Source organism: Aeromonas bivalvium (assembly GCF_000819765.1).
Taxonomy (GTDB): domain Bacteria; phylum Pseudomonadota; class Gammaproteobacteria; order Enterobacterales; family Aeromonadaceae; genus Aeromonas; species Aeromonas bivalvium.
Window position 1 is genome coordinate 25328 of sequence record NZ_CDBT01000063.1, and the last position, 20735, is coordinate 46062.

Annotated in this window: 23 protein-coding genes and 1 other RNA gene; 17 read left to right on the forward strand and 7 right to left on the reverse strand. The window is 61.2% G+C overall.

Annotated elements, in window-relative coordinates; genetic code table 11:
• Positions 1 to 58 precede the first annotated feature (58 nt).
• The 3 genes from degS to BN1119_RS18115 all read right to left on the reverse strand — a co-directional run bounded on the left by degS (position 59) and on the right by BN1119_RS18115 (position 3108).
• A complete protein-coding gene (degS, locus tag BN1119_RS18105; RefSeq protein ID WP_042001512.1) occupies positions 59 to 1180 on the reverse strand; it encodes an outer membrane-stress sensor serine endopeptidase DegS in 1122 nt (373 codons plus the stop codon).
• Between the two features lie 107 nt (positions 1181 to 1287).
• Positions 1288 to 2646, reverse strand: coding sequence for a DegQ family serine endoprotease (locus BN1119_RS18110; protein WP_042001515.1), 1359 nt, complete (start codon positions 2644 to 2646; stop codon positions 1288 to 1290).
• A gap of 81 nt (positions 2647 to 2727) precedes the next feature.
• On the reverse strand, positions 2728 to 3108 hold the full coding sequence (locus BN1119_RS18115; RefSeq protein ID WP_042001518.1) for a Z-ring associated ZapG family protein: 381 nt from the start codon (positions 3106 to 3108) through the stop codon (positions 2728 to 2730).
• 139 nt (positions 3109 to 3247) lie between these two features.
• Between BN1119_RS18115 and zapE the strand changes: the two genes are divergently transcribed.
• From zapE to BN1119_RS18155, 8 genes are all read left to right on the forward strand, one after another.
• Positions 3248 to 4342 (forward strand): cell division protein ZapE, encoded by a 1095-nt coding sequence (gene zapE, locus BN1119_RS18120; protein ID WP_042001520.1) that lies wholly within the window; start codon positions 3248 to 3250, stop codon positions 4340 to 4342.
• Positions 4343 to 4609: 267 nt separating this feature from the next.
• Positions 4610 to 5038, forward strand: coding sequence for a 50S ribosomal protein L13 (gene rplM / locus BN1119_RS18125; RefSeq protein ID WP_005336289.1), 429 nt, complete (start codon positions 4610 to 4612; stop codon positions 5036 to 5038).
• A gap of 15 nt (positions 5039 to 5053) precedes the next feature.
• The gene (gene rpsI, locus BN1119_RS18130; protein ID WP_005336286.1) at positions 5054 to 5446 is read left to right on the forward strand and encodes a 30S ribosomal protein S9; all 393 of its coding nucleotides are present in this window, start codon (positions 5054 to 5056) and stop codon (positions 5444 to 5446) included.
• 288 nt (positions 5447 to 5734) lie between these two features.
• Complete coding sequence (petA, locus tag BN1119_RS18135; RefSeq protein ID WP_042001526.1) at positions 5735 to 6325, forward strand: ubiquinol-cytochrome c reductase iron-sulfur subunit; 591 nt, start codon at positions 5735 to 5737, stop codon at positions 6323 to 6325.
• Positions 6326 to 6327: 2 nt separating this feature from the next.
• Positions 6328 to 7545: a cytochrome b gene (locus tag BN1119_RS18140; protein ID WP_042001529.1), complete on the forward strand. Its 1218-nt coding sequence runs from the start codon at positions 6328 to 6330 to the stop codon at positions 7543 to 7545.
• The gene (locus BN1119_RS18145) at positions 7542 to 8276 is read left to right on the forward strand and encodes a cytochrome c1 (protein WP_042001532.1); all 735 of its coding nucleotides are present in this window, start codon (positions 7542 to 7544) and stop codon (positions 8274 to 8276) included. The genes BN1119_RS18140 and BN1119_RS18145 overlap by 4 nt, the downstream gene beginning before the upstream one ends.
• 87 nt (positions 8277 to 8363) lie before the next feature.
• Positions 8364 to 8993 (forward strand): stringent starvation protein SspA, encoded by a 630-nt coding sequence (sspA, locus tag BN1119_RS18150; protein WP_042001535.1) that lies wholly within the window; start codon positions 8364 to 8366, stop codon positions 8991 to 8993.
• Positions 8990 to 9415 (forward strand): ClpXP protease specificity-enhancing factor, encoded by a 426-nt coding sequence (locus BN1119_RS18155; protein WP_042001538.1) that lies wholly within the window; start codon positions 8990 to 8992, stop codon positions 9413 to 9415. Before sspA ends, BN1119_RS18155 begins: the two co-directional genes overlap by 4 nt.
• A 57-nt stretch (positions 9416 to 9472) precedes the next feature.
• Here the strand turns inward: BN1119_RS18155 and dolP are convergent, their stop codons facing one another.
• The 4 genes from dolP to BN1119_RS18175 are packed head-to-tail and all read right to left on the reverse strand — an operon-like array spanning position 9473 to position 12891.
• Positions 9473 to 10033 carry a division/outer membrane stress-associated lipid-binding lipoprotein gene (gene dolP, locus BN1119_RS18160; protein WP_374704014.1) on the reverse strand — a complete coding sequence of 187 codons (561 nt, stop codon included), beginning with the start codon at positions 10031 to 10033 and terminating at the stop codon, positions 9473 to 9475.
• Positions 10034 to 10049: 16 nt separating this feature from the next.
• Positions 10050 to 10640, reverse strand: a complete 591-nt coding sequence (locus BN1119_RS18165; RefSeq protein ID WP_042001540.1) for a D-sedoheptulose-7-phosphate isomerase — start codon at positions 10638 to 10640, stop codon at positions 10050 to 10052.
• A gap of 9 nt (positions 10641 to 10649) precedes the next feature.
• Complete coding sequence (locus tag BN1119_RS18170) at positions 10650 to 11042, reverse strand: YraN family protein (protein WP_084205560.1); 393 nt, start codon at positions 11040 to 11042, stop codon at positions 10650 to 10652.
• Entirely contained in the window at positions 10963 to 12891 is a 1929-nt protein-coding gene (locus BN1119_RS18175) for a penicillin-binding protein activator (protein WP_244463762.1), read from the reverse strand. The genes BN1119_RS18170 and BN1119_RS18175 overlap by 80 nt, the downstream gene beginning before the upstream one ends.
• Positions 12892 to 12976: 85 nt before the next feature.
• Here BN1119_RS18175 and rsmI point away from each other — a divergent pair, with 85 nt between their 5' ends.
• From rsmI to lfhA, 9 genes are all read left to right on the forward strand, one after another.
• The gene (gene rsmI / locus BN1119_RS18180) at positions 12977 to 13810 is read left to right on the forward strand and encodes a 16S rRNA (cytidine(1402)-2'-O)-methyltransferase (protein ID WP_042001544.1); all 834 of its coding nucleotides are present in this window, start codon (positions 12977 to 12979) and stop codon (positions 13808 to 13810) included.
• A gap of 62 nt (positions 13811 to 13872) precedes the next feature.
• Positions 13873 to 14258: RNase P RNA component class A (rnpB, locus tag BN1119_RS19685), an RNA gene on the forward strand.
• A 218-nt stretch (positions 14259 to 14476) separates the two neighbouring features.
• Positions 14477 to 15349, forward strand: a complete 873-nt coding sequence (locus tag BN1119_RS18185) for a FliM/FliN family flagellar motor switch protein (RefSeq protein ID WP_084205561.1) — start codon at positions 14477 to 14479, stop codon at positions 15347 to 15349.
• Between the two features lie 7 nt (positions 15350 to 15356).
• Positions 15357 to 15734, forward strand: coding sequence for a lateral flagellar motor switch protein LfiN (gene lfiN / locus BN1119_RS18190; RefSeq protein ID WP_042001545.1), 378 nt, complete (start codon positions 15357 to 15359; stop codon positions 15732 to 15734).
• A complete protein-coding gene (gene fliP / locus BN1119_RS18195; RefSeq protein WP_042001547.1) occupies positions 15734 to 16468 on the forward strand; it encodes a flagellar type III secretion system pore protein FliP in 735 nt (244 codons plus the stop codon). Before lfiN ends, fliP begins: the two co-directional genes overlap by 1 nt.
• Positions 16469 to 16470: 2 nt before the next feature.
• Entirely contained in the window at positions 16471 to 16740 is a 270-nt protein-coding gene (gene fliQ / locus BN1119_RS18200; protein WP_042001549.1) for a flagellar biosynthesis protein FliQ, read from the forward strand.
• Positions 16737 to 17519 (forward strand): lateral flagellar biosynthetic protein LfiR, encoded by a 783-nt coding sequence (lfiR, locus tag BN1119_RS18205; RefSeq protein WP_042001552.1) that lies wholly within the window; start codon positions 16737 to 16739, stop codon positions 17517 to 17519. The genes fliQ and lfiR overlap by 4 nt, the downstream gene beginning before the upstream one ends.
• Complete coding sequence (flhB, locus tag BN1119_RS18210; RefSeq protein WP_042001555.1) at positions 17516 to 18652, forward strand: flagellar biosynthesis protein FlhB; 1137 nt, start codon at positions 17516 to 17518, stop codon at positions 18650 to 18652. Before lfiR ends, flhB begins: the two co-directional genes overlap by 4 nt.
• Before the next feature lie 3 nt (positions 18653 to 18655).
• Positions 18656 to 20731: a lateral flagellar biosynthesis protein LfhA gene (gene lfhA, locus BN1119_RS18215; protein WP_042001557.1), complete on the forward strand. Its 2076-nt coding sequence runs from the start codon at positions 18656 to 18658 to the stop codon at positions 20729 to 20731.
• Positions 20732 to 20735: the final 4 nt, after the last annotated feature.

The window sequence follows — 20735 nt, forward strand, 5'->3', positions numbered from 1 at the left end:
TCATGTTGTCGGCGCGAGGCTGGGCGGGCGGCGAGGGGCCGCCTGCGGGAATCTGGGGTCAGCTGGACCCTGCCGCGCTGGCGGCCTGCTGATTCTGGTAGCGCAGATCTTCCTCTATGGTGACGGTCAGCTCGAAGGGCTTGCCGTCGCGGATGACGGAAATCGTCATCTGGGCACCCGGGCGGCTCTCGACAATCTTGTCCATGGCGGCTCGCACCCCGCTGATGGCCTCGCCGTTGATCTTGAGCAGGACGTCACCGCGCCTCAGTCCACCCCTGGCGGCGGGGCCGGCGGGATCCAGGCTCTCCACGACCAGGCCGCGCAGATCGCCGAGGTTCATCATGCGCGCCACTATGGGGTTGATCTCGACGCTGGAGATGCCGAGGTAGCCACGGATGACCCGGCCGTTGGTGATCAGTTCATCCATGATGCGTTTGGCGAGGCGATAGGGAATGGCGAAGCTGATGCCGTAGCTCTCCTGGTTGCCGTTGAGGTGATAGGCAGCGGTGTTGATGCCGACCAGATCGCCGTTGGCATTGACCAGGGCGCCGCCCGAGTTGCCTTCATTGATGGCGGCATCGGTCTGCAGCAGATCCTGACGGCCGTTGCTGTCGGGGCCCATGCTGGAGAGGCCGAGGCGGCCGGTGGCGCTGATGATGCCCTGGGTGATGGTCTGGCCGACGTTATAGGGGTTGCCGATGGCGAGTACCACGTCCCCCACGTCCGGGCGCAGGTCGGGATCCTGGGGGATCACAGGCAGGTTGTCCGATTCGATGTAGAGCACGGCGAGATCGGTCAGGCGATCGGTCCCCACCAGCTCGGCGCTGAACACCCGGCCATCTTGCAGTGCGACTATGATCTGATCCGCGTCGGCGATGACATGGTAGTTGGTCAGCACATGGCCGCGCGGGTTCATGATGACCCCGGACCCCAGCCCCTGGGGCCTCAGCTCAGCCTTCTCGCCGCGGGCACCGGCAAAACTGCGGGTATAGATGTTGACCACGGCAGGACCGGCGCGGTGGGCGGCATAGGAGAAACTCATCTCCCGGCTGTTGCTGATGAGGTCGGGCAGCAGAGCGCCGCCTCTGAGGGTGGGAAAGAATAGCAGCAACAGGGCTGCGACCATGAGGCCAAAGGCGATCGACTTGCCCAAGTAACTGATCAGAGGTGGGATTTTCATGTCATTCTCATTGCTGGTCGCTGCCAGCAGAGAATAACACTAACGATGAATAAAAATCACCCGCGACCTGGGTCGCGGGTGATGGAGGCTACAAGGCAGGGGTGGTCCTAGCGGATCACCAGATAGAGGGAGGAGTCGCCTCGCTGGATGTTGAGGGCCAGCACATCCGGCTTGTTCTTCAGCGCCTTGGTCAGGTCGGCCAGGGTGTTCACCCTCAGCCGGTTGACGCCGATGATCACGTCCCCCTTCTGCAGGCCGGACGCGGCCGCCGGGGAGCGGGCATCGATGTCGGACACGGCGACACCGGTCACCGGATCCGTGGTGGTGCTGAGCTTGGCCCCTTCCAGGGCAGGATGCAGGGCGCTGGCACGCACCTCGCTGTCATCGGCCTGTTTCAGGGTGACCTTGACGCTCTCTTCCTTGCCATCGCGCACTATGCCGAGGATGACCTGCTTGCCCGCGCCCATGGTGGCTATCTTGGCACGTAGCTCCCCGAACGAGCGGATCGCCTTGCCATCGATGCTGGAGATGATGTCACCGGCCTTGATACCCGCCTTGTCGGCGGCCGAGCCCGGCATGACCTGGTTGACGAAGGCGCCGTTCTGCTTGGTGGAACCAAAGGTCTTGGCCAGATCAGAGGTCAGTTCGGCGCCAGTGATGCCCAGCTGGCCACGACGCACCTCGCCATACTTGATGATCTGTTCGGACAGGTCACGCACCATGTTGGACGGAATGGCGAAGCCGATACCGATGTTGCCGCCATTGGGGCCCAGGATGGCGGTGTTGATGCCGATCAGCTCGCCACGCAGGTTGAGCAGGGCGCCGCCCGAGTTGCCCGAGTTGATGGCCGCATCGGTCTGGATGAAGTTTTCGAAGTTCTCGATATTGAGGCCGCTGCGACCGAGCGCACTGACGATGCCGGAGGTCACAGTCTGGCCGAGACCGAACGGGTTGCCGATGGCCAGGGCATAATCGCCGACCCTCAGATCGTCGGAGTCTGCCAGCTTGATGGCGGTCAGGTCATCGCTCTTGATCTGCAGCAGGGCGATATCGGACTGCTTGTCCTCGCCTATCTTCTTGGCGGTAAATTCGCGGCCATCCTTCAGGCTGACCTTGATCTCGTCTGCCTCGTGGATCACGTGGGCGTTGGTGATCACGTAACCCTTCTTGGCATCGATGATGACCCCGGAACCGAGCGCCTGGAAGGGCTGCTCGCTCACCTGTTCATTTGGCATGTTGGGGCCGAAGAAGAAGCGGAACTGCTCGGGCAGACGCTGTCTGGTGATTTTCTTGCCGGAGACGGAAATATTGACCACGGCAGGGGTCACCTGTTCCAGCACGGGGGCCAGACTCGGAATATCCTGATTTCCCATCAAGGAGGGCAGTGCCGCCTGGGCGGGGGCCGCAGAGAGGGCGATACCGACGCTGAGGGCTAGCACGCTGAGCAGAGAAAGAGGTTTACGCATATGAATAACAGCTCCCAGTTAATTGACTGTGCTTTCGCCAAGGATCTGACCGCAGATCAAGGGATTAGTTCCCGAAAAGTGTCAACTGGATTGTTTCAGCAGACCGGAGGCGCTGCCGGCATAGTCCCGCGGAGGCAGGCCCTGGTTCGCTTCCTCGTCGGCGGGAGCGGCTTCCACTTCCGGCTCACGGAACAGCGGCTCCTCGGCCTTGGCCAGGAATTTGCTCTGCTCGGCCATGTGGCGATACAGGGTCTGATACTGCTCGGCCAGCTGTTCCATCAGGGCGGCACTGTCGGCAAAGTGGTTGTTGATCTGGCCCTGGTAACTTTCCATGTCCTTGCGGGCGGTGTTGAGTTCGCGCTCGAGGCGACCGGCATCGCGGCTGCGCACGGTAAAACGACCGATCAGGACTCCGATAATCAGGGCGGCAACGGCCAGCAAGATCCCATTTAACAGACTCATAGATGCTCCTTGTTACAGCTAATTCAACATGTGGATGACGGCTTCGGATGGCCGTCAGACCTGGGGGCACTATACCGTGCGCCCCGAGGCCGTGATACCCTTTTGTCCTCAATTCAGGGACTTGGAGGCGTTTGACAGGATGACCCCGCAGCAAAAATATCAGCAAGATCTGCAACGCGCTGATTTTCAGGCCGATCCGGCCCAGGCGATGGCAGTGACACACCTGGAGCGACTCTATCAGGATTTCTGCGCCCGCCCGACTCCGACCAGATCCCGCGGCCTGCTGGGGTGGTGGCAAAAGCCCAAAGGGCGGCAACCCATCCAGGGGTTATATATGTGGGGCGGTGTGGGCAGAGGCAAGACCTGGCTGATGGATACCTTCTTCGACAGCCTGCCGGGGGAGCGCAAGCTGCGAGTCCACTTCCACCGTTTCATGCACAGGGTGCACGATGAGCTCAAGGGATTGACCGGGCAGGCCGATCCCCTGCTGATCATCGCACGTCACCTGGCCGATGAGACGGACATCATCTGCTTTGACGAGTTTTTTGTCTCCGACATCACGGATGCCATGCTGCTCGGCACCCTGTTTCAGGCGCTGTTTGGTCATGGCGTGGTGCTGGTGGCCACCTCCAACATTCCACCTAGGGATCTCTATCGCAATGGTCTGCAACGGGCTCGCTTCCTGCCGGCCATCGCGCTCATCGAGCAGCATTGCGAGATCCTCAATGTCGATGGCGGGGTCGACTACCGGCTGCGTACCCTGGAGCAGGCCGAGATCTATCATTATCCCCTCGACGCCCAGGCCAGGACCAACCTGGACCGTTATTTTCAGCAGTTGGCGGGGAAAAAGCAGGCGCAGCCGGGAGCCATAGAGATAAACCACCGCCAACTGAACTGCCTGGGTGCCGAAGAGGGCGTGCTCTACATCGGCTTCGACGAGCTCTGCTGCACGGCGCGCTCCCAGGGGGACTACATTGAGCTGTCGCGGCTGTTCCACTCTGTCTTGCTGGCCGGGGTTCAGCCCATGGGAGCCGGCTCGGACGATGCGGCGCGCCGCTTCATCGCCATGGTGGACGAGTTCTATGAGCGGCACGTCAAACTCATCGTCTCGGCCGCGGTTCCCATGGCCGAACTCTATGGCAGCGGCTTGCTCGACTTCGAGTTCCGGCGCTGTCTTTCACGGCTGCAAGAGATGCAATCGCACGAATACCTTGCCAGAGTGCACCTTCCTTAGTCACAATACCGCGCCTGCCAGTCGGATGGGCATCTGCGGCAGGTAGGGTCGGGCGACATTTGCTAGCTTCATGGCAGTGAAATTAGCAGGTGATATTTAAGGCAACTTCACTTATAATCGCCCGGCCCACGTTACAGCTGTCGATAAGACAGCAATACTTTAAAGCTTTACTTGTATTCGAAGGGGTACAGGTAGGCCATCGTTTGTTGTTTGTGGGAGAGCCCCCATAAGCAATTGGGTCTGTAACAGGTAATTGGGTTTAACTTAATGAAAACTTTCGTTGCCAAGCCAGAAACCGTAAAACGTGACTGGTACATTGTGGACGCAGAAGGTAAAACTCTGGGTCGTATCGCAACCGAGATCGCTGCTCGTCTGCGTGGTAAGCACAAAGCTGAGTACACTCCGCACGTTGACACCGGTGATTACATCATCGTGGTAAACGCTGAGAAGGTACACGTAACCGGTAAGAAATTTACCGACAAAATGTACCACGCTCACTCCGGTTTCCCGGGTGGTATCAAGTCAATCAGCTTTGACAAGCTGATTCAGCGTAAACCGGAAATGGTTATCGAAGCTGCTGTCAAAGGCATGCTGCCGAAGGGCCCGCTGGGCCGTGCCATGTTCCGTAAACTGAAAGTTTACGCAGGCGCCGAGCACGCTCATGCTGCTCAGCAACCTCAAGTACTGGATATCTAATCGGGAACTGGCAACATGGCAGAAAATCAATACTACGGTACCGGCCGTCGCAAAAGCTCCACTGCTCGCGTATTCATCAAAGCGGGTAGCGGTAAAATCGTAATCAACCAGCGCTCCCTGGAGCAGTACTTCGGTCGTCCGACTGCCCGCATGGTAGTTCGTCAGCCGCTGGAACTGGTTGAGATGACCGAGAAACTGGATCTGTACATCACCGTTAACGGTGGTGGCATCTCCGGTCAAGCTGGTGCGATCCGCCACGGTATCACTCGTGCTCTGATGCAGTACGATGAGACCCTGCGTTCCGAACTGCGTAAAGCAGGCTTTGTTACTCGCGATGCCCGTAAGGTTGAGCGTAAGAAAGTCGGTCTGCACAAAGCTCGTAAGCGTCCGCAGTACTCCAAGCGTTAATTCGCTTTTGGTACTCACTCTTTCGAGTGTCAAAAAAGCCTGGCGGTCGCCAGGCTTTTTTTATTGGTAACATTTTCCACGCTATTGCTAACTTCACGTCACAAAAGACAAAAATTTGTGTCTTTATTGTTTTTGCCCTCCGCTTGTCTTTCTTGTCAACTTGTTATCTTTTCTTTAAAATTTCCTCGATTTTTCTGTGACAATTGTAACTCCTGCTTCCGCCGCTGTTGTCACAGGGGAACAGGGACATTATAAGAATGCGCGGAGTCCACATGGGAGAGTTTTTGGATGAGCAATGCGCCAGTTGATACCGGTCGCCGCAGATTTCTTACCTGGTCAACGGTCGCCGTTGGTGGGGTAGGGGCTGCTTTTACCGCAGTGCCGTTTATAAAATCATGGAACCCGAGTGCCAAGGCCAAGGCCGCAGGTGCTCCGGTTGAAGTCGACATCAGCAAGTTGGAACCGGGTCAACTCATTCGCGTCGAATGGCGCGGCAAGCCGGTCTGGGTGGTCAATCGTACCAAGCAGACGCTCGATGGCCTGCCCACCCACGACCAGCTGTTGCGTGACCCCAACTCCGACGAACCCCAGCAGCCAGATTACGCTCACAACGGATATCGCTCCATCAAGCCTGAAATCTTCGTGGCCGTCGGTATTTGCACCCATCTGGGATGTTCCCCGTCCTATCTGCCGGACAGCTTCGGCGAGCAGGTCGAGGGAGTCAGCTCTGGCTTTTTCTGCCCTTGTCATGGCTCCAAGTTTGACATGGCCGGTCGCGTGTTCCAGGGAGTTCCGGCTCCGCTGAACCTGGTGATCCCGCCGTACCAGTATCTCAACGACACCACCATCCTGGTCGGTGCCGATGGCAAGGAGGCCTGACCATGTTTGCCAAATTGATGGGCTGGATTGACTATCGCTTCCCGCTCACGGCCATGTACAACGACCATATGGCCAAGTACCCAGCGCCGAAGAACCTGAACTTCTGGTACTTTTTCGGTTCCCTTGCCATGTTGGTGCTGGTCAACCAGATCATCACCGGCATCTGGCTGACCATGAACTACAACCCGTCGGCGGAAGGCGCCTTTGCCTCCGTCGAATACATCATGCGGGATGTGGATTACGGTTGGCTGCTGCGCTACATGCACAGCACCGGCGCCTCCGCCTTCTTCGTGGTGGTCTATCTGCACATGTTCCGTGGTCTGATCTACGGCTCTTACCAGAAACCCCGCGAGCTGCTGTGGATCTTCGGCATGCTGATCTTCCTGGTGCTGATGGCAGAAGCCTTCATGGGCTACCTGTTGCCCTGGGGCCAGATGTCCTTCTGGGGTGCCCAGGTCATCATCTCGCTGTTTGGTGCCATTCCGGTCATCGGCGACGATCTGACCCTGTGGATCCGGGGGGACTACGTCATCTCGGGGGCTACCCTGAACCGCTTCTTTGCGCTCCATGTCATTGCCTTGCCGCTGGTGCTGGTGCTGCTGGTGGCCATGCACATCCTGGCGCTGCACGAGGTAGGCTCCAATAACCCGGATGGCATCGACATCAAGAAGCACAAGGATGAGAACGGCTGGCCGCTGGACGCCGTCGCGTTCCACCCCTACTTCACGGTCAAGGACATGATCGGCGTGGCCGGTTTCCTGTTCTTCTTCTGCGCCATCATCTTCTTCAAGCCGGACATGTGGGGTTACTTCCTCGAGAAGCCGAACTTTGAAGTGGCCAATGGCTTGAAGACGCCAGAGCATATTGCCCCTGTCTGGTACTTCACCCCCTTCTACGCCATCTTGCGGGCGGTACCGGACAAGTTGCTCGGCGTCATCATGATGGGTCTCTCCATCGTGGTGCTGTTCCTGCTGCCCTGGCTGGACCGCTGCAAGGTACGTTCGGTGCGTTACCGCAGCATGTTGCACAAGCTGAACATCGCCCAGTTTGTGGTCTGCTTCTTCATCCTCGGGGTGTTGGGGGTGCTGCCCTCCACGCCGACCCTGACGCTGATCGCACAGATCTGTTCACTCGGCTACTTCGGGTTCTTTGTCCTGCTGTTCTTCTACAGCAAAAATGAAAACACCAAGCCGCTGCCGGAGAGGGTCACATTCAAATGAAAAGGATAATCTTTGCTGTGCTCGCGCTGTTGCCCGGGTTGGCCATGGCGGCGGGTACCAGCGTGCCGCTGGACACGGCTCATTATGATCTGAGTGACAAGGCGTCCCTGCAGCGCGGTGCCACCACCTTCATGAACTATTGCGCCGGCTGCCACTCGACCCAGTACCAGCGTTACAACCGGGTGGCCGCGGATCTGGATATTCCCGAGGACCTGATGCGGGAGAACCTCATCTTCAACGGCGCCAAGGTGGGGGATCTGATGAAGAGCTCCATCGCCGAGAAGGATGCGGCCCGCTGGTTCGGTGCCCCGCCGCCGGACTTGACCCTGGTGGCCCGAGTGCGTGGTGCTGACTGGATCTACACCTACCTGCGCTCCTTCTACGTGGACGAGACCCGTCCGTTCGGGGTGAACAACCTGGTGTTCCCGTCCGTGGGCATGCCCCACGTGCTGGAACCGCTCCAGGGTACGCCGCGTCTGGAACAGGAGACCCGCCTGGTCGATGGCCAGGAGGTGCACGAGGTTGTCGGCATCAAATCCGACGGCAATGGTGAAATGACGAACGAAGAGTATGATCAGACGGTGCTGGATCTGGTAAACTTCCTGGTCTACTCGGCTGAGCCGGTCAAACTGGAGCGCGAACGCATGGGCTTCTGGGTGCTGGGTTTTATCGCTATCTTCTTCATCTTCACTGTGCTGTTGAAGAAGGAATTCTGGCGCGACGTTCACTAAGCGACCAGATCCGAGTAATATAATGCACGGCAATGAGGTCCAAGCTACTTCATTGCCGTTTCTGCTTTTTAATGACGGGAGGGTTCAATGGCTGTAGCTGCCAATAAGCGTTCGGTAATGACGCTGTTTTCCGGTGCCAACGATATGTTCAGCCATCAGGTGCGCATTGTCCTGGCGGAGAAGGGTGTTAGCGTAGATATCTGCCAGGTTGACCCGAGCAACCTGCCGGATGAACTGGCGGAGCTGAACCCCTACAACTCCGTACCGACCCTGGTGGATCGTGAGCTTGCGCTCTACACCTCGCGCATCATCATGGAGTATCTGGACGAGCGCTTCCCTCATCCGCCGCTGATGCCTGTCTACCCGGTAGCCCGTGGTAACAGCCGTCTGATGATGCATCGCATCGAGCTGGACTGGTACTCGCTGGCCGACAAGATCCTGGCGGGTAACGACGTCGAGGCGGCACGCAACGAGCTGCGGGACAACCTGCTGGCTATCGCGCCCATCTTCGGCGAAATGCCCTATTTCATGAGCGAAGAGTTCGGTCTGGTCGATTGCTACATGGCCCCCTTGCTGTGGCGTCTGCCGAGTCTGGGTATCGATCTGGGTGGCCGTGGCGCGAAAGAGCTGAAAGCCTACATGGTTCGCCTGTTCGAGCGTGAATCCTTCCAGGCTTCCCTGACCGAAGCCGAGCGCGAGATCCGCGCCGGCGTATGAGCATGGAACCGACAATGACGCCGAGTCGCCCGTACCTGTTGCGGGCGTTCTTCGATTGGCTGCTGGACAATGATCTGACGCCCCATCTGGTGGTGAACGTCAACATCCCCCATGTGCAGGTGCCCCTGCAGTATGCCCAGGATGGGCAGATAGTGCTGAACATAGCGCCGCGGGCGGTGATGCAGTTCCACATGGATAATGATGCGGTCAGCTTCAGTGCCCGTTTCGGCGGCGTATCCCAGCAGGTCTATATCCCGATGGCGGCCATTCTGGCCATCCATGCCAGGGAAAACGGTGTGGGCACCCTGTTCCCGCCCGAGCCTGGCTATGATCTCTGGTTGGAACAGGCACAGGAGCAGGAACTGCCGGATCCCGAGCCACCACGGCCGAGCGGCAGACCGAGCCTCAAGGTCATCAAGTGATCGCTTGAAACCAATAAAAAACGCAGCCCATGGGCTGCGTTTTTCTATTCAGGGGGCTCACTGGGCATATTCGAATGCCTTGATGACCCGGGTGACGCCGCTGACGTGGCGGGCAATCTCGACCGACTGCTCCCCCTCCTTGCGGGTCACCAGGCCTATCAGGAATACCTCGCCATTTTCGGTGACCACCTTGACCTTGGTACTGTCGAAGTTCTTGGCGGCCAGCATGTCGGCGCGGACCTTGGAGGTGATCCAGGAATCGTTGCTGCGGGTGGCTATGCTCACCGGCTTGCCCAGGCGCAACTCGTTGTAGACATGGCGCACCCCTTCGATGCGGCCGACCGTCTGACCCGCGGCCAGCTTGTAGGCATCGGTCGGCGTCTGACCGACCAGCAGGACGCGACCGTTGTTGCTGTAGACACTGATCTTGCTGGCCGCGGAGAGCGCCTTGTTGTCGGCCAGCAGATTGGCCGCTTTCAGCTCGATGGCCTGATCGTCCCACTGGGTACTCAGGGTGCGGCGATCCCCCACGCTCGACGCTGTGCCGGCGGCGCCTCCGACCAGCACGGCCGCACAGCCTTGCAGCAGCAGGGTGCCGGTCACCAAGGCCATTATCATGGTCTTTTTCAAGATGTCAGTCCTCTTGTTGCGGGAAAAGCGTCTGATCGATGAGATCACACAGGCAGTGCAGGGTCAACAGGTTGACTTCCAGAATGCGTGGCCGACGGGAGGAGGGAACCCGGATCTCCACGTCATTCGGACCGAGCAGGCCGGCCATCTCGCCACCATCGCCGCCACCGAGCACGACTATGGTCATGTCGCGGGAGAGGGCGGCCTCGGCTGCCTTGATCAGGCTGCGGCTGTTGCCCGTGGTGGTGATGACCACCAGGATGTCGCCGGGTTGACCCAGAGCGCGGATCTGTTTGGCATACACCTCTTCGAAGCCATGGTCGGTGGCCACGGCGCTGATGGTGGCCATGTCTGCCGTCAGGGCCATGCCGGGCAGGGAGGGGCGCTGGGTCTCATAGCAGTTGACCAGCTCGCTGATGAACAGCTGGGCCAGGGCGGCGGAGGGACCATTGCCGCAGGCCAGCACCTTGTGGCCGTTGAGCAGGCAGATGGTGATCATCTGGGCGGCGGTGTGAATGGCATCCGGCAACGCCTCGGCGGCGGCGATCTTGGTTTGAATGCTTTCCGTGTAGTTCTCTTTGATGCGATCTGTCATGGGGTCCTCTTAAAATGCGTTCTGGATCCAGTCAGGCTGGTTGCCCTCGAACGCCAGCACATCGAATCGACAGGCCTGGCTGGCCTCGTTGATGCCATGGTGCGTCAAATAGTGGCGCGCGGCCAGCATGAGCTTGCGCCGTTTGGCAGGGGTGACCGAGGCGGCGGCGCCGCCATGGCCGTCATCGGCCCGGTATCTGACCTCGACAAACACCAGGGTCTCGCCCTGGCGCATGATGAGATCCAGTTCACCACCGCGGCAGCGGTAGTTGCGGCTGACCAGTTGCAGGCCCCGGGCCTGCAACCAGTCCGCCGCCGCGGACTCAAAGTGCTGACCCTGTGTCTGCGTCGTCTGGAACAGGTTCAGGCAACGCTGCATCAGGGGTTTGAGCCGGTGCTTCATCGCTGGACTCCGGGGTGTCGGGGAGCTGGGGTTGCTCCATGCCGATGGGGTTGCCGGCGGCGTCGAGCAGGGAGCCATCCCGATAGGTGGCCCAGCTCTGTTCACGCTGTATCACCCCGTCCGGGCCAACGCTGAGCTGACCGCTCAGGCCCGCCTGCTTCATGGCGCCGACGCTGCGCATCTGCATCAGGTTGGGGCTCAGGCTGATGGCGTCATAGCCGAGGGCGAACAGGCGCAGCAGATCGCCCTGGGTCTGTGGCCAGAGCAGCTGTGCCTTGCCGCGCAGCTCGTTGAATTCGCCCAGCATCAGCGGCATGTCACCGATGTGCAGGCCGTTGAGCTCGGAGGTGACCTCGGTGGCACCGCTGTCATAGCCGCGCGGTCCAGTGTAGATGGGCAGGCTGCCCATGGGATTGACCGAGATATCCACATAGGGCTTCACCATCCGGGTCTCTAGGTTGTTGGCGACCAGGTAGACCACGTCTATGCTGCGGGGCGTCTCATCGCTGAGCTGCACTATCTCGCCGGCCCGCGCGGTGGAGCGGCCACTGAGGGCATTCTTCACCATGCCGGGCACTTCCTTGCGGGAGCCAAAGGTGGCGACCACAGGCTTGTCCTGGCTCAGACCGTTCCAGGTCTGCTCGAACGCCTTGATGCTGCCATAGCCGATGCGGCCCTGGGCGGCGATCAGCAAGGGTTTGCGATAACCCTGGCCAAACAGGTAGTGGGCGGCCTGGCTCGCATCGGCGACGGCGGAGAGGGAGAAATAGAAGGTATTGTCATTGACCACAGGCTTGTCCAGCTCGTTCAGGGCGAGCACGGGCACGGCCGGATTGAGCTTGAGCAGCTCGTCGACCCTGTCCTTGAGCAGGGGGCCAATGATCATGTCGGCGCCATCCTGGAGGGCTTGCCGGTAGAGATCGCCGATGGCCTTGGTCTGGGTGTCATAGAAGTTCAGGCTGTATTGACCGCCTTGCTCCTTGTAGGACATCAGCATGCCGTTGCGAATGGCCGAGCCCTGCTGTTCCAGGTTGCCGGACAGGGGCAGCAGGACGGCGATCTGCTGGGGAGCAAGCCCGGCCGTGCTGGCCAGGTCGCCGAGGCCGGCCGGCATGTCCTGCTGGGCGGGGTGATTCGGGAAGTCACGCTTCCAGCCGTCGAGTTGGCGTGCCAGCTGACTCGGTTGGGCGCCAAACTCGTTGACCAGGGCGGCCAGTCGCAGCCAGCCGGTGACCACATCCGGTGCAGGCGCCTCTTCCAGCGCCAGCAGGGTGGAGGGGGTCATGCTCTTGAGCAGGGACCAGATCTGCTTGTGGTTGGTGGCAACTTCCCCCTGACTCAGGTAAGGCTCGAGCAGGATCAATGACTTGGCTGCGCCAAACTTGTTGTTGATGTCGAGCTGCAGCACGGTGCGCTGACGATACCAGTCACGCTGGGTGTCGCCATCGAGCTCCACCGCCGGCTTGGCCTCCAGCAGGATCAAGGCCTGGTTGGCATTGCCCTGGGCCAGCAGCAGATGAGCCTCAAGCAGCTGGGCCTGAGCTTGCTGCTGCGGGGTCTTTGCCTGCTTTTGCAACTGCTGCAGCAGGGCCTGGGCCGGGTTGATCTGGCCCTGAGCCAGATAACTGCGAGCGGCCAGGGTCTGCCAGATGAAGGCTTCGTCCGGCTTGGCCGGGTCCACCTTGGCGAGATAGGCATCCGGGGTCTGGGTCAGTTTGGCGAAGGCGGAGAGACCCCCTTCCTGCCCTGACGGTTGATTGGGTTCCGACGCACAACCCGCGAGCAGCAAGGCTGCGAGTAGGATGCCGAAGAGTCGTGATACACTTAGCTGCTTTGTAACCCGGTTCAAGTTTATTCCCCGACCAGTGTTGAAGTTCCCCATAGTGTAAACGGGCCAATATGGCGACACAATTGTCGGGACGCTCGGAGATCCCATGAGTGATACCCCAACCCTCTATATAGTCCCCACCCCCATAGGCAATCTGGCGGATATCACCCAGCGCGCCCTGGACACCCTGCGCCGTGTCGATCTGGTGGCGGCGGAAGATACCCGTCACACCGGCATATTGCTGCATCACTACCAGATCTCGGTGGCGACCTTCCCCCTCCATGACCACAACGAGCAGCAGAAGGCCGATGTCCTGATCGCGAAGATCAAGGAGGGCAAGAGCGTCGCCCTGGTCTCGGATGCGGGGACTCCCCTCATCAGCGACCCCGGCTACCACCTGGTCACCCGTTGTCGCGAGGCCGGAGTCAAGGTGGTGCCGCTGCCGGGCCCCTGCGCCGCCATCACGGCACTCTCCGCCGCCGGTCTGCCCACCGATCGCTTCGCCTTCGAAGGGTTCCTGCCTGCGAAAGCCAAGGGCCGGGACGACAGGCTGCAGGCTATCATCGAAGACACCCGCTCCCTGGTGTTCTATGAGTCTCCGCGCCGGGTGCAGGAGACGGTGGAGGCCATCGCCCGCATCCTGGGGGAGCGTCAGGTGGTGGTGTGCCGCGAGCTGACCAAGACCTTCGAGTCCATTCACGGCCTGCCCGCCTCCGAGATGCTGGCCTGGCTGGGGGAGGACGAGAACCGTTGCCGCGGCGAAATCGTGCTGGTGGTCGCCGGTGCCAGCAAGCTGGATGAAGCGTTGCCTGCCGAGGCGATCCGCACACTGGGGCTGCTGGTGGCCGAGCTGCCGCTGAAAAAAGCGGCGGCCCTGACCGCCGACATCCACGGCGTGAAGAAGAACGCCCTCTACAAATACGGCCTGGAGCATTATTAATTGCCGTAAACCGGAATTGACGGTTTACCCCGTCCGCCTCGCGAGGCTATAATCCGCGCCTCGGAGTCGGCCGGACAATCGCTGCTTCGTCGTTGTGTCCCTCGGGACAGACGGGCGGAGGGGAGGAAAGTCCGGGCTTCATAGGGCAGGGTGCCAGGTAACGCCTGGGAGGCGCGAGCCTACGACCAGTGCAACAGAGAGCAAACCGCCGATGGCCCGCAAGGGATCAGGTAAGGGTGAAAGGGTGCGGTAAGAGCGCACCGCGCGACTGGCAACAGTTCGTGGCACGGTAAACTCCACCCGAAGCAAGACCAAATAGGCCCCTATTGGCGCGGCCCGCGTTGGGGGCGGGTAGGTTGCTGGAGCCAGTGAGCGATTGCTGGCCTAGAGGAATGATTGTCACCGGGGCAACCCGGTACAGAACCCGGCTTACAGGCCGACTCCGACCTTATTCCAGGGTAGATGCTACCCACAAGAATCCCGGTACCTTCTGGTCCGGGATTTTTCTTTATGGGCCCGGTTCGGCCCGATGGCGCCTTTTTCGATTTTGTAATACAGTTCCCGCCCATTTTGGTCGCTTCAACTCGACTGGTCCCCTCGTCTTGCCCGTCCCGCTATCCGGACATGGGGTCAGGGCGGCATGTACATGGTTAAGGTGAATTCGCAATGTCAGCTAGCAGCGTAACGCTAACACCCTCCCGGCTGCTGCCGGCCGAGCAGGGGCGCGCGCTTCCTCGCTATGATCTGCTCGGTGTGGAGCGAGCCAAGCAGGGCCATCTCAAGCAGATGAATGCCCACTTGGCGACCTTCTCCCTGCAGGCGGCCGGATGCATGGCCCAACTCTTCAACAGCGCCGAGTGCGATCTGGTGTTTCAGGATTTCGTCAGCGCCGCTCATTTCCCCCCCGAGGAGCAGCAGTTCTGGATTGAAGCCAGGGCTCGCCACGATGAAGACTATCGGGTGTTTTTCTCCATCTCGGCGCCTGTCATCTATCGGCTCGCCGTGATCTTCTTCGGGGGTCAGCTGCAGGCTGACGAGGAGCCCAGTCAGGTCAAGAGCCTCAGCGATACTGAGCAACGTCTGCTCCACCGCCTCTGCCAATACCAGGTCGATATCCTCTCCTCCTGCATGGGGCTTGGCGATCTGGGCTGGCAGCTTGCCCCTGTGCCTGCCGATGCGCTGCCACTGGGGCCTGCGCTCTGGTCCAGCGAGGCAACCCTGAGTCTGGGGGAGCATCGTCATCAATGGCGCCTGTGGTGGGTGCAGGCGGAAACCGAGCAGCAACTGACCGATCAGCGTCCCGCCAGCAATGAGCTGGCCCAGGCCCTGGCCCATCTGCCGGTGCAGCTGCGGGTGGTGATGGGACAGATGGCCATGACCCTGGCCGACCTTGAGAGCCTCCAGGTCGGCGATGTGCTGGCGCTGGACATGCCCGAACTGGTGCCTGCCCTCATCGGCAGCCGCCCCTGTTTCAATGGACGCATTGCCGAGCAAAAAGGCAGCCTGGTGTATCAGGTGACGGCAGTGATAGAGGAGTAAGCACGAGATGAACGAACACAACATCAATGATCCCCTGGACCTCGACGGCCTGGATCAGCTGTTTGATGACGAACTCGGCATGCCGAGCGCGGCCGATTACCAGGCGCCGACCGGTAATGGCAAGCCGAGGGATCTCTCCTTCTTTCGCCAGATCCCGGTCAAGGTGACCCTGGAGGTGGCCAGCGCCGAGGTGCCCCTGGGCGACCTGATGCGGGTCGAGGAGGGCGCCGTCATCGAGCTGGACAAGCTGGCCGGTGAACCGCTGGATGTGAGGGTCAATGGCAAGTTGCTGGCCCGGGGCGAGGTGGTGGTGGTCAATGGCAAGTACGGCCTGCGTCTGGTGGACGTGGTCGATACCAAGCTGCTGGGTGGCATGGACGACTGATGCGCGCCCTGCTGCCGCTGCTGCTGTTCGTCGCCCTGCCCAGCCTTGGCGCGGACATGACCCTCTTCTCGGTGGCCCCCGGGGCGGATGGGGGGGAGGACTACAACATCAAGTTGCAGATCCTCTTCTTCATGACCCTGCTGGGGCTGTTGCCGACCCTGTTGCTGATGATGACCAGTTTCACCCGCATCATCATAGTGCTGGCCATCTTGCGCCAGGCACTGGGTCTGCAGCAGAGCCCGCCTAACCGGGTGCTGATCGGCATCAGCCTGATCCTGACCCTGGTCATCATGCGACCGGTCTGGACCGAGATGTACGAGCACGCCTTCGTGCCCTATGACCAGGACGAGATCTCCTTGTCCGAGGGGGTCAGCCGGGCCGAGCAGCCCCTGCGCCGCTTCATGCTGGCCCAGACCCGGGAGCCGGATCTGGAGCAGATGCTGCGGATCTCGGGGGAGCCAACCACCCTCACCAAGGCGCAGGTGCCCTTCGGCGTGCTGCTGCCCGCCTTTGTCCTGAGTGAGCTCAATACCGCCTTCCAGATAGGCTTCATGCTGTTCATCCCCTTCCTGGTGATCGATCTGGTGGTCGCCAGCGTGCTGATGGCCATGGGGATGATGATGCTCTCGCCCCTCATCATCTCGCTGCCCTTCAAGCTGATGGTGTTCGTGCTGGTGGATGGCTGGTCCATGACGGTCGGTACCCTGGCCGCCAGCTTCGGTGGGGGGGGCTAGCCATGACCCCCGAGCAGAGCGTCTCCCTGGTGGGCGGGGCCGTGAACCTGGTGGTGATCATGGTGTCCGTGCTGGTGGTGCCGGGCCTGGTGGTCGGCCTCATCGTGAGCGTGTTCCAGGCGGCGACCCAGATCCAGGAGCAGACCCTCAGCTTCCTGCCCCGTTTCATCGTGACCCTGCTGACCCTGATCTTTACCGGCCACTGGCTGCTGGCCCAGGTGACCACCCTGTTTGATGAGCTCTTCGCCAAGATCCCCGGGCTGATTGGATGAACTCGCTGATCTCGGTCAGTGCGGCCGAACTGACGGCCTGGCTGGGACAGTGGTGGTGGCCCTTCATTCGCATCGGCGCCGCCTTCTGGGTGATGCCCTTCTTCGGCGATGGCCGGGTGCCACCCCAGGTCCGCTTGCTGCTCGCCTTTCTGCTCAGTCTGCTGCTGGCCCCCATGCTCAAGGGGATGCCGCTGATCGACCCCTTCTCGGTGCAGGCCATCCTGATTGCCCTGGAGCAGCTGCTGTTCGGCCTGCTGTTCGGGCTCTGCGTCCAGATGCTGTTCATGGTGATGACCATGGCGGGCCAGATACTGTCGATGCAGATGGGCCTGGCCATGGCGGTGATGAATGACCCCAGCAACGGCGAGTCCGCCCCCATCATCAGCCAGATCATGCTCATCTTCGCGACCCTGCTGTTCCTCGGCCTCAACGGCCATCTGGTGGTGCTGGAGGTGCTGGTGCAGAGCCTGCGCAACTGGCCCCCCGGTGCCTCCCTCTATCAGCTCGATCTCAAGGGGGTCGTCGGCCTGTTTGGCTGGAGCATAGGGGCCGCCCTGATCCTGACCCTGCCCGCCGTGGTGGCCATGCTGATGGTCAACCTCACGTTCGGGGTGATGAACCGCACCGCCCCCTCTCTCAACATCTTCTCCCTGGGGTTCCCCATGACCCTGTTGCTGGGGCTCTTGACCCTGGCGCTCTCCATCAGCGGGGTGCCGGCCCGCTATCTCGACCTGGTCAGCCATGTGCTGGCGCTGTTGCAAGGATTGAGCGCGGGATGAGTCAGGGGAGCGCCCAGGACAAAACCGAGCAGGCCTCCAGCCAGAAGCTGCGCAAGGCGCGGCAAGAGGGGCAGATCGCCCGTTCCCGGGAGATGAGCTCGGCGGGGCTCCTGTTGCTCGGTGGCCTGGCGCTGCAATGGATGGTACCCGGGCTTGGCGGCTTCTTCGCCGAGCTGATGAAGCGCCCCATCCGCTTCGACTGGCAGGGGGCACGGGATCCCCAGATGATGATGAGCTGGACCGGCGAGGCCCTGCTCGGCATGTTGCTGGCCCTGCTGCCCCTGTTCGGTTTCCTGGCCTTGATGCTGATCCTGGTCAGCCTGGTGCCGGGGGGCATGGTGTTCACCTGGAAGAAGGTGCTGCCAAGCGGCGAGAAGCTCAACCCGCTCAAGGGGCTCAAGCGGATGTTCTCCAGCCACAGCCTGATGGAGTTGCTCAAGTCCATCCTCAAGGTGGTGCTGATCGGTTCAACCTTGGCCCTGTTATTGCAGTATCAATGGCCGACCCTGTTGCAGATGAACCGCATGCCGCCCCAGATGGCGCTGGAGCAGGCCCTGGGGATCCTCTCCCAGGCCTTCATCCTGCTCGGCGCCGTCCAGATGCTGATCGCCCTGCTCGATGTACCCTATCAGCGCTGGTCGATGCAAAAGCAGCTGCGCATGACCAAGCAGGAGGTCAAGGATGAACACAAGAACAGCGAGGGGCGGCCCGAGATCAAGGCGAAGATCCGCCAGGTGCAGGGCATGCTGGCCCGGGCCCGCATCGAGAAGCGGGTGCCCCAGGCCGATGTGATAGTGGTGAACCCGACCCACTACGCGGTGGCCATCAAGTATGATCCCGCCCGCGCCAATGCCCCCTATGTGATTGCCAAGGGGGTGGACGGCATGGCGGACCGGATCCGGCAGGTGGCCAGGCAGCATGACAAGATGGTGATGAGCCTGCCGGAGCTGACCCGGGCCATCTACTACTCGACCCGGATAGATCAGGAGGTGCCTGCCGGTCTCTATACCGCCGTGGCCTATGTCCTGAACCATGTATTGCAGTTGCAGGCCTACCAGGCCGGACGGGGCAAGAAGCCCGGCCCGCTGGCGCCCCTGCATGTGCCCCCTGAATTGCGTCAACCCGAGAGGTAAGTTGTGAACTGGCGTGTCCTGACCAAGTCCTATACGGCCATCCCCCTGATGCTGCTGGCCATACTGGCCATGATGATACTGCCGCTGCCGGGCTGGCTGCTCGATGGGCTCTTCACCTTCAACATAGTGCTGGCGATCATGGTGTTGCTGGTCTCCGTCTCGGCGCGCCGCCCCCTGGACTTCTCCGTCTTCCCCACTGTGCTGCTGGTGGCGACCCTGATGCGGCTCTCCCTCAACGTCGCCTCGACCCGGGTGGTGCTGCTCAACGGCCATGAGGGCAACGAGGCGGCAGGCAAGGTGATCCAGGCGTTCGGTGAGGTGGTCATCGGCGGCAACTATGTGGTGGGTCTGGTGGTGTTCGTGATCCTGATGATCATCAACTTCGTGGTGATCACCAAGGGGGGAGAACGTATCTCGGAGGTGTCGGCCCGCTTCACCCTGGACGCCATGCCGGGCAAGCAGATGGCCATCGACGCCGACCTCAATGCCGGCATCATGGATCAGCACCAGGCCCGGGCACGGCGTGAGGAGATCTCCCGTGAGGCCGACTTCTACGGCGCCATGGACGGGGCCTCCAAGTTCGTGCGCGGGGATGCCATCGCCGGTCTGCTGGTGCTGATCATCAACCTGGTGGGCGGTCTGGCCATCGGCATCTTCCAGCATGCCCTGCCGGTGGCGGAAGCCTTCCAGCGTTACGCCCTGCTCACCATAGGGGACGGCCTGGTCGCCCAGATCCCCTCCCTGCTGATGTCCACCGCGGCCGCCATCATAGTGACCCGGGTCAGTGACGAGGGAGAGATGTCCGATCAGGTGGGCCAGCAGGTACTGGCCTCCCCTCGCGTCATCTATACCGCCGCCACCATCATGCTGATCCTGGGGCTGGTGCCCGGCATGCCCATGCTGGCCTTCCTCAGCTTCGCCGCCGTGCTGGCCTGGACCGGCTGGCGCGTGAGCCTGCGTCGCCAGCAGGATCCGGATCTGGAAGCCGCCGAGCAGCTCAGCCAGAAGCTGGTGCAGCCGGAACACCAGGGACTGGAGTGGCAGGATCTGCCCTATGTGGACCCCATCGCCATCGAGCTGGGTTACAAGCTGGTGCCCCTGGCCGAGGCGGACAAGGGGGCCGAGCTGCTGGTGCGGGTGCGGGGGATCAGGAAGACGCTCTCCGAGCAGTACGGTTTCCTGCTGCCCGAGATCCGGGTACGCGACAACCTGCAACTGCAACCGGATCAGTACAGGATCAAGCTCTCCGCCGTGCCCATGGCGAGCGGTCAGGTGGATTGCCAGCGACTGATGGCCATCAGCAGCGGCGAGACCTACGGGGTGCTGGACGGCGAACTGACCCAGGATCCCGCCTACGGCATGAATGCGGTCTGGATAGCCCCGGATCACAAGGCCAAGGCCCTCAACCTGGGCTACTCGGTGGTGGACTCGGCCACCGTGATCGCCACCCATGCCAGCAAGCTGCTGCGGGAACAGCTCGATACCCTGTTCGGTCACGATGAGGTGGGCAAGCTGGGTCAATATCTGGCGACCCTCTCCCCCCGTCTGGCGGAGGAGCTCAATCTGGCTCTGAGCCAGATGCAGCAGCTCAGGGTATTCCGGCAACTGCTCAGGGAGCAGGTGAGCCTGACCGACATCCGTACCATAGCGACCACCCTGCTCGACTCGAGCGAGCTGACCAAGGATCCCGTGCTGCTGGCGGCCGACGTGCGCTGCGCCCTCAAGCGCCAGATAGTGCGTCAGGTGATAGGGCAGCGGGAGCAGCTGGCCACCTTCACCCTGGACGATCGGCTGGAGCAGACCCTGCTGGCGGCCATGAACCAGTCCCAGCAGCAGGGCAAGGTGGCGCTGGACAGCTTCCCGGTCGATCCCCAGTTGTTGTCCCAGCTGCAACAGCACATGCCCCTGGTCAAGGAGCAGCTGCAGCAGCAGGGTCACCCCCCCGTGCTGGTGGTCATGCCCCAGCTGAGGCCCTTGCTGGCCCGCTATGCGGCCTCTTTCGCCAAGGGGCTCAGGGTGCTCTCCTACAACGAGATCCCGGAAGAGCTGAGGGTGGAAGTGATCGGCACCCTGGGGTGAAGCA

What these genes read in the sequence shown, in the direction of transcription:
- BN1119_RS18185 (WP_084205561.1), top strand. Translation starts at nt 14,477, where the DNA reads ATGTCAGCTAGCAGCGTAACGCTAACACCCTCCCGGCTGCTGCCGGCC.
- dolP (WP_374704014.1), bottom strand. Translation starts at nt 10,033, where the DNA reads ATGATAATGGCCTTGGTGACCGGCACCCTGCTGCTGCAAGGCTGTGCG.
- sspA (WP_042001535.1), top strand. Translation starts at nt 8,364, where the DNA reads ATGGCTGTAGCTGCCAATAAGCGTTCGGTAATGACGCTGTTTTCCGGT.
- zapE (WP_042001520.1), top strand. Translation starts at nt 3,248, where the DNA reads ATGACCCCGCAGCAAAAATATCAGCAAGATCTGCAACGCGCTGATTTT.
- BN1119_RS18165 (WP_042001540.1), bottom strand. Translation starts at nt 10,640, where the DNA reads ATGACAGATCGCATCAAAGAGAACTACACGGAAAGCATTCAAACCAAG.
- rplM (WP_005336289.1), top strand. Translation starts at nt 4,610, where the DNA reads ATGAAAACTTTCGTTGCCAAGCCAGAAACCGTAAAACGTGACTGGTAC.
- fliQ (WP_042001549.1), top strand. Translation starts at nt 16,471, where the DNA reads ATGACCCCCGAGCAGAGCGTCTCCCTGGTGGGCGGGGCCGTGAACCTG.
- flhB (WP_042001555.1), top strand. Translation starts at nt 17,516, where the DNA reads ATGAGTCAGGGGAGCGCCCAGGACAAAACCGAGCAGGCCTCCAGCCAG.
- degS (WP_042001512.1), bottom strand. Translation starts at nt 1,180, where the DNA reads ATGAAAATCCCACCTCTGATCAGTTACTTGGGCAAGTCGATCGCCTTT.
- lfiR (WP_042001552.1), top strand. Translation starts at nt 16,737, where the DNA reads ATGAACTCGCTGATCTCGGTCAGTGCGGCCGAACTGACGGCCTGGCTG.
- lfiN (WP_042001545.1), top strand. Translation starts at nt 15,357, where the DNA reads ATGAACGAACACAACATCAATGATCCCCTGGACCTCGACGGCCTGGAT.
- rpsI (WP_005336286.1), top strand. Translation starts at nt 5,054, where the DNA reads ATGGCAGAAAATCAATACTACGGTACCGGCCGTCGCAAAAGCTCCACT.
- BN1119_RS18140 (WP_042001529.1), top strand. Translation starts at nt 6,328, where the DNA reads ATGTTTGCCAAATTGATGGGCTGGATTGACTATCGCTTCCCGCTCACG.
- BN1119_RS18155 (WP_042001538.1), top strand. Translation starts at nt 8,990, where the DNA reads ATGAGCATGGAACCGACAATGACGCCGAGTCGCCCGTACCTGTTGCGG.
- BN1119_RS18110 (WP_042001515.1), bottom strand. Translation starts at nt 2,646, where the DNA reads ATGCGTAAACCTCTTTCTCTGCTCAGCGTGCTAGCCCTCAGCGTCGGT.
- petA (WP_042001526.1), top strand. Translation starts at nt 5,735, where the DNA reads ATGAGCAATGCGCCAGTTGATACCGGTCGCCGCAGATTTCTTACCTGG.
- rsmI (WP_042001544.1), top strand. Translation starts at nt 12,977, where the DNA reads ATGAGTGATACCCCAACCCTCTATATAGTCCCCACCCCCATAGGCAAT.
- BN1119_RS18170 (WP_084205560.1), bottom strand. Translation starts at nt 11,042, where the DNA reads ATGAAGCACCGGCTCAAACCCCTGATGCAGCGTTGCCTGAACCTGTTC.
- BN1119_RS18145 (WP_042001532.1), top strand. Translation starts at nt 7,542, where the DNA reads ATGAAAAGGATAATCTTTGCTGTGCTCGCGCTGTTGCCCGGGTTGGCC.
- fliP (WP_042001547.1), top strand. Translation starts at nt 15,734, where the DNA reads ATGCGCGCCCTGCTGCCGCTGCTGCTGTTCGTCGCCCTGCCCAGCCTT.
- BN1119_RS18115 (WP_042001518.1), bottom strand. Translation starts at nt 3,108, where the DNA reads ATGAGTCTGTTAAATGGGATCTTGCTGGCCGTTGCCGCCCTGATTATC.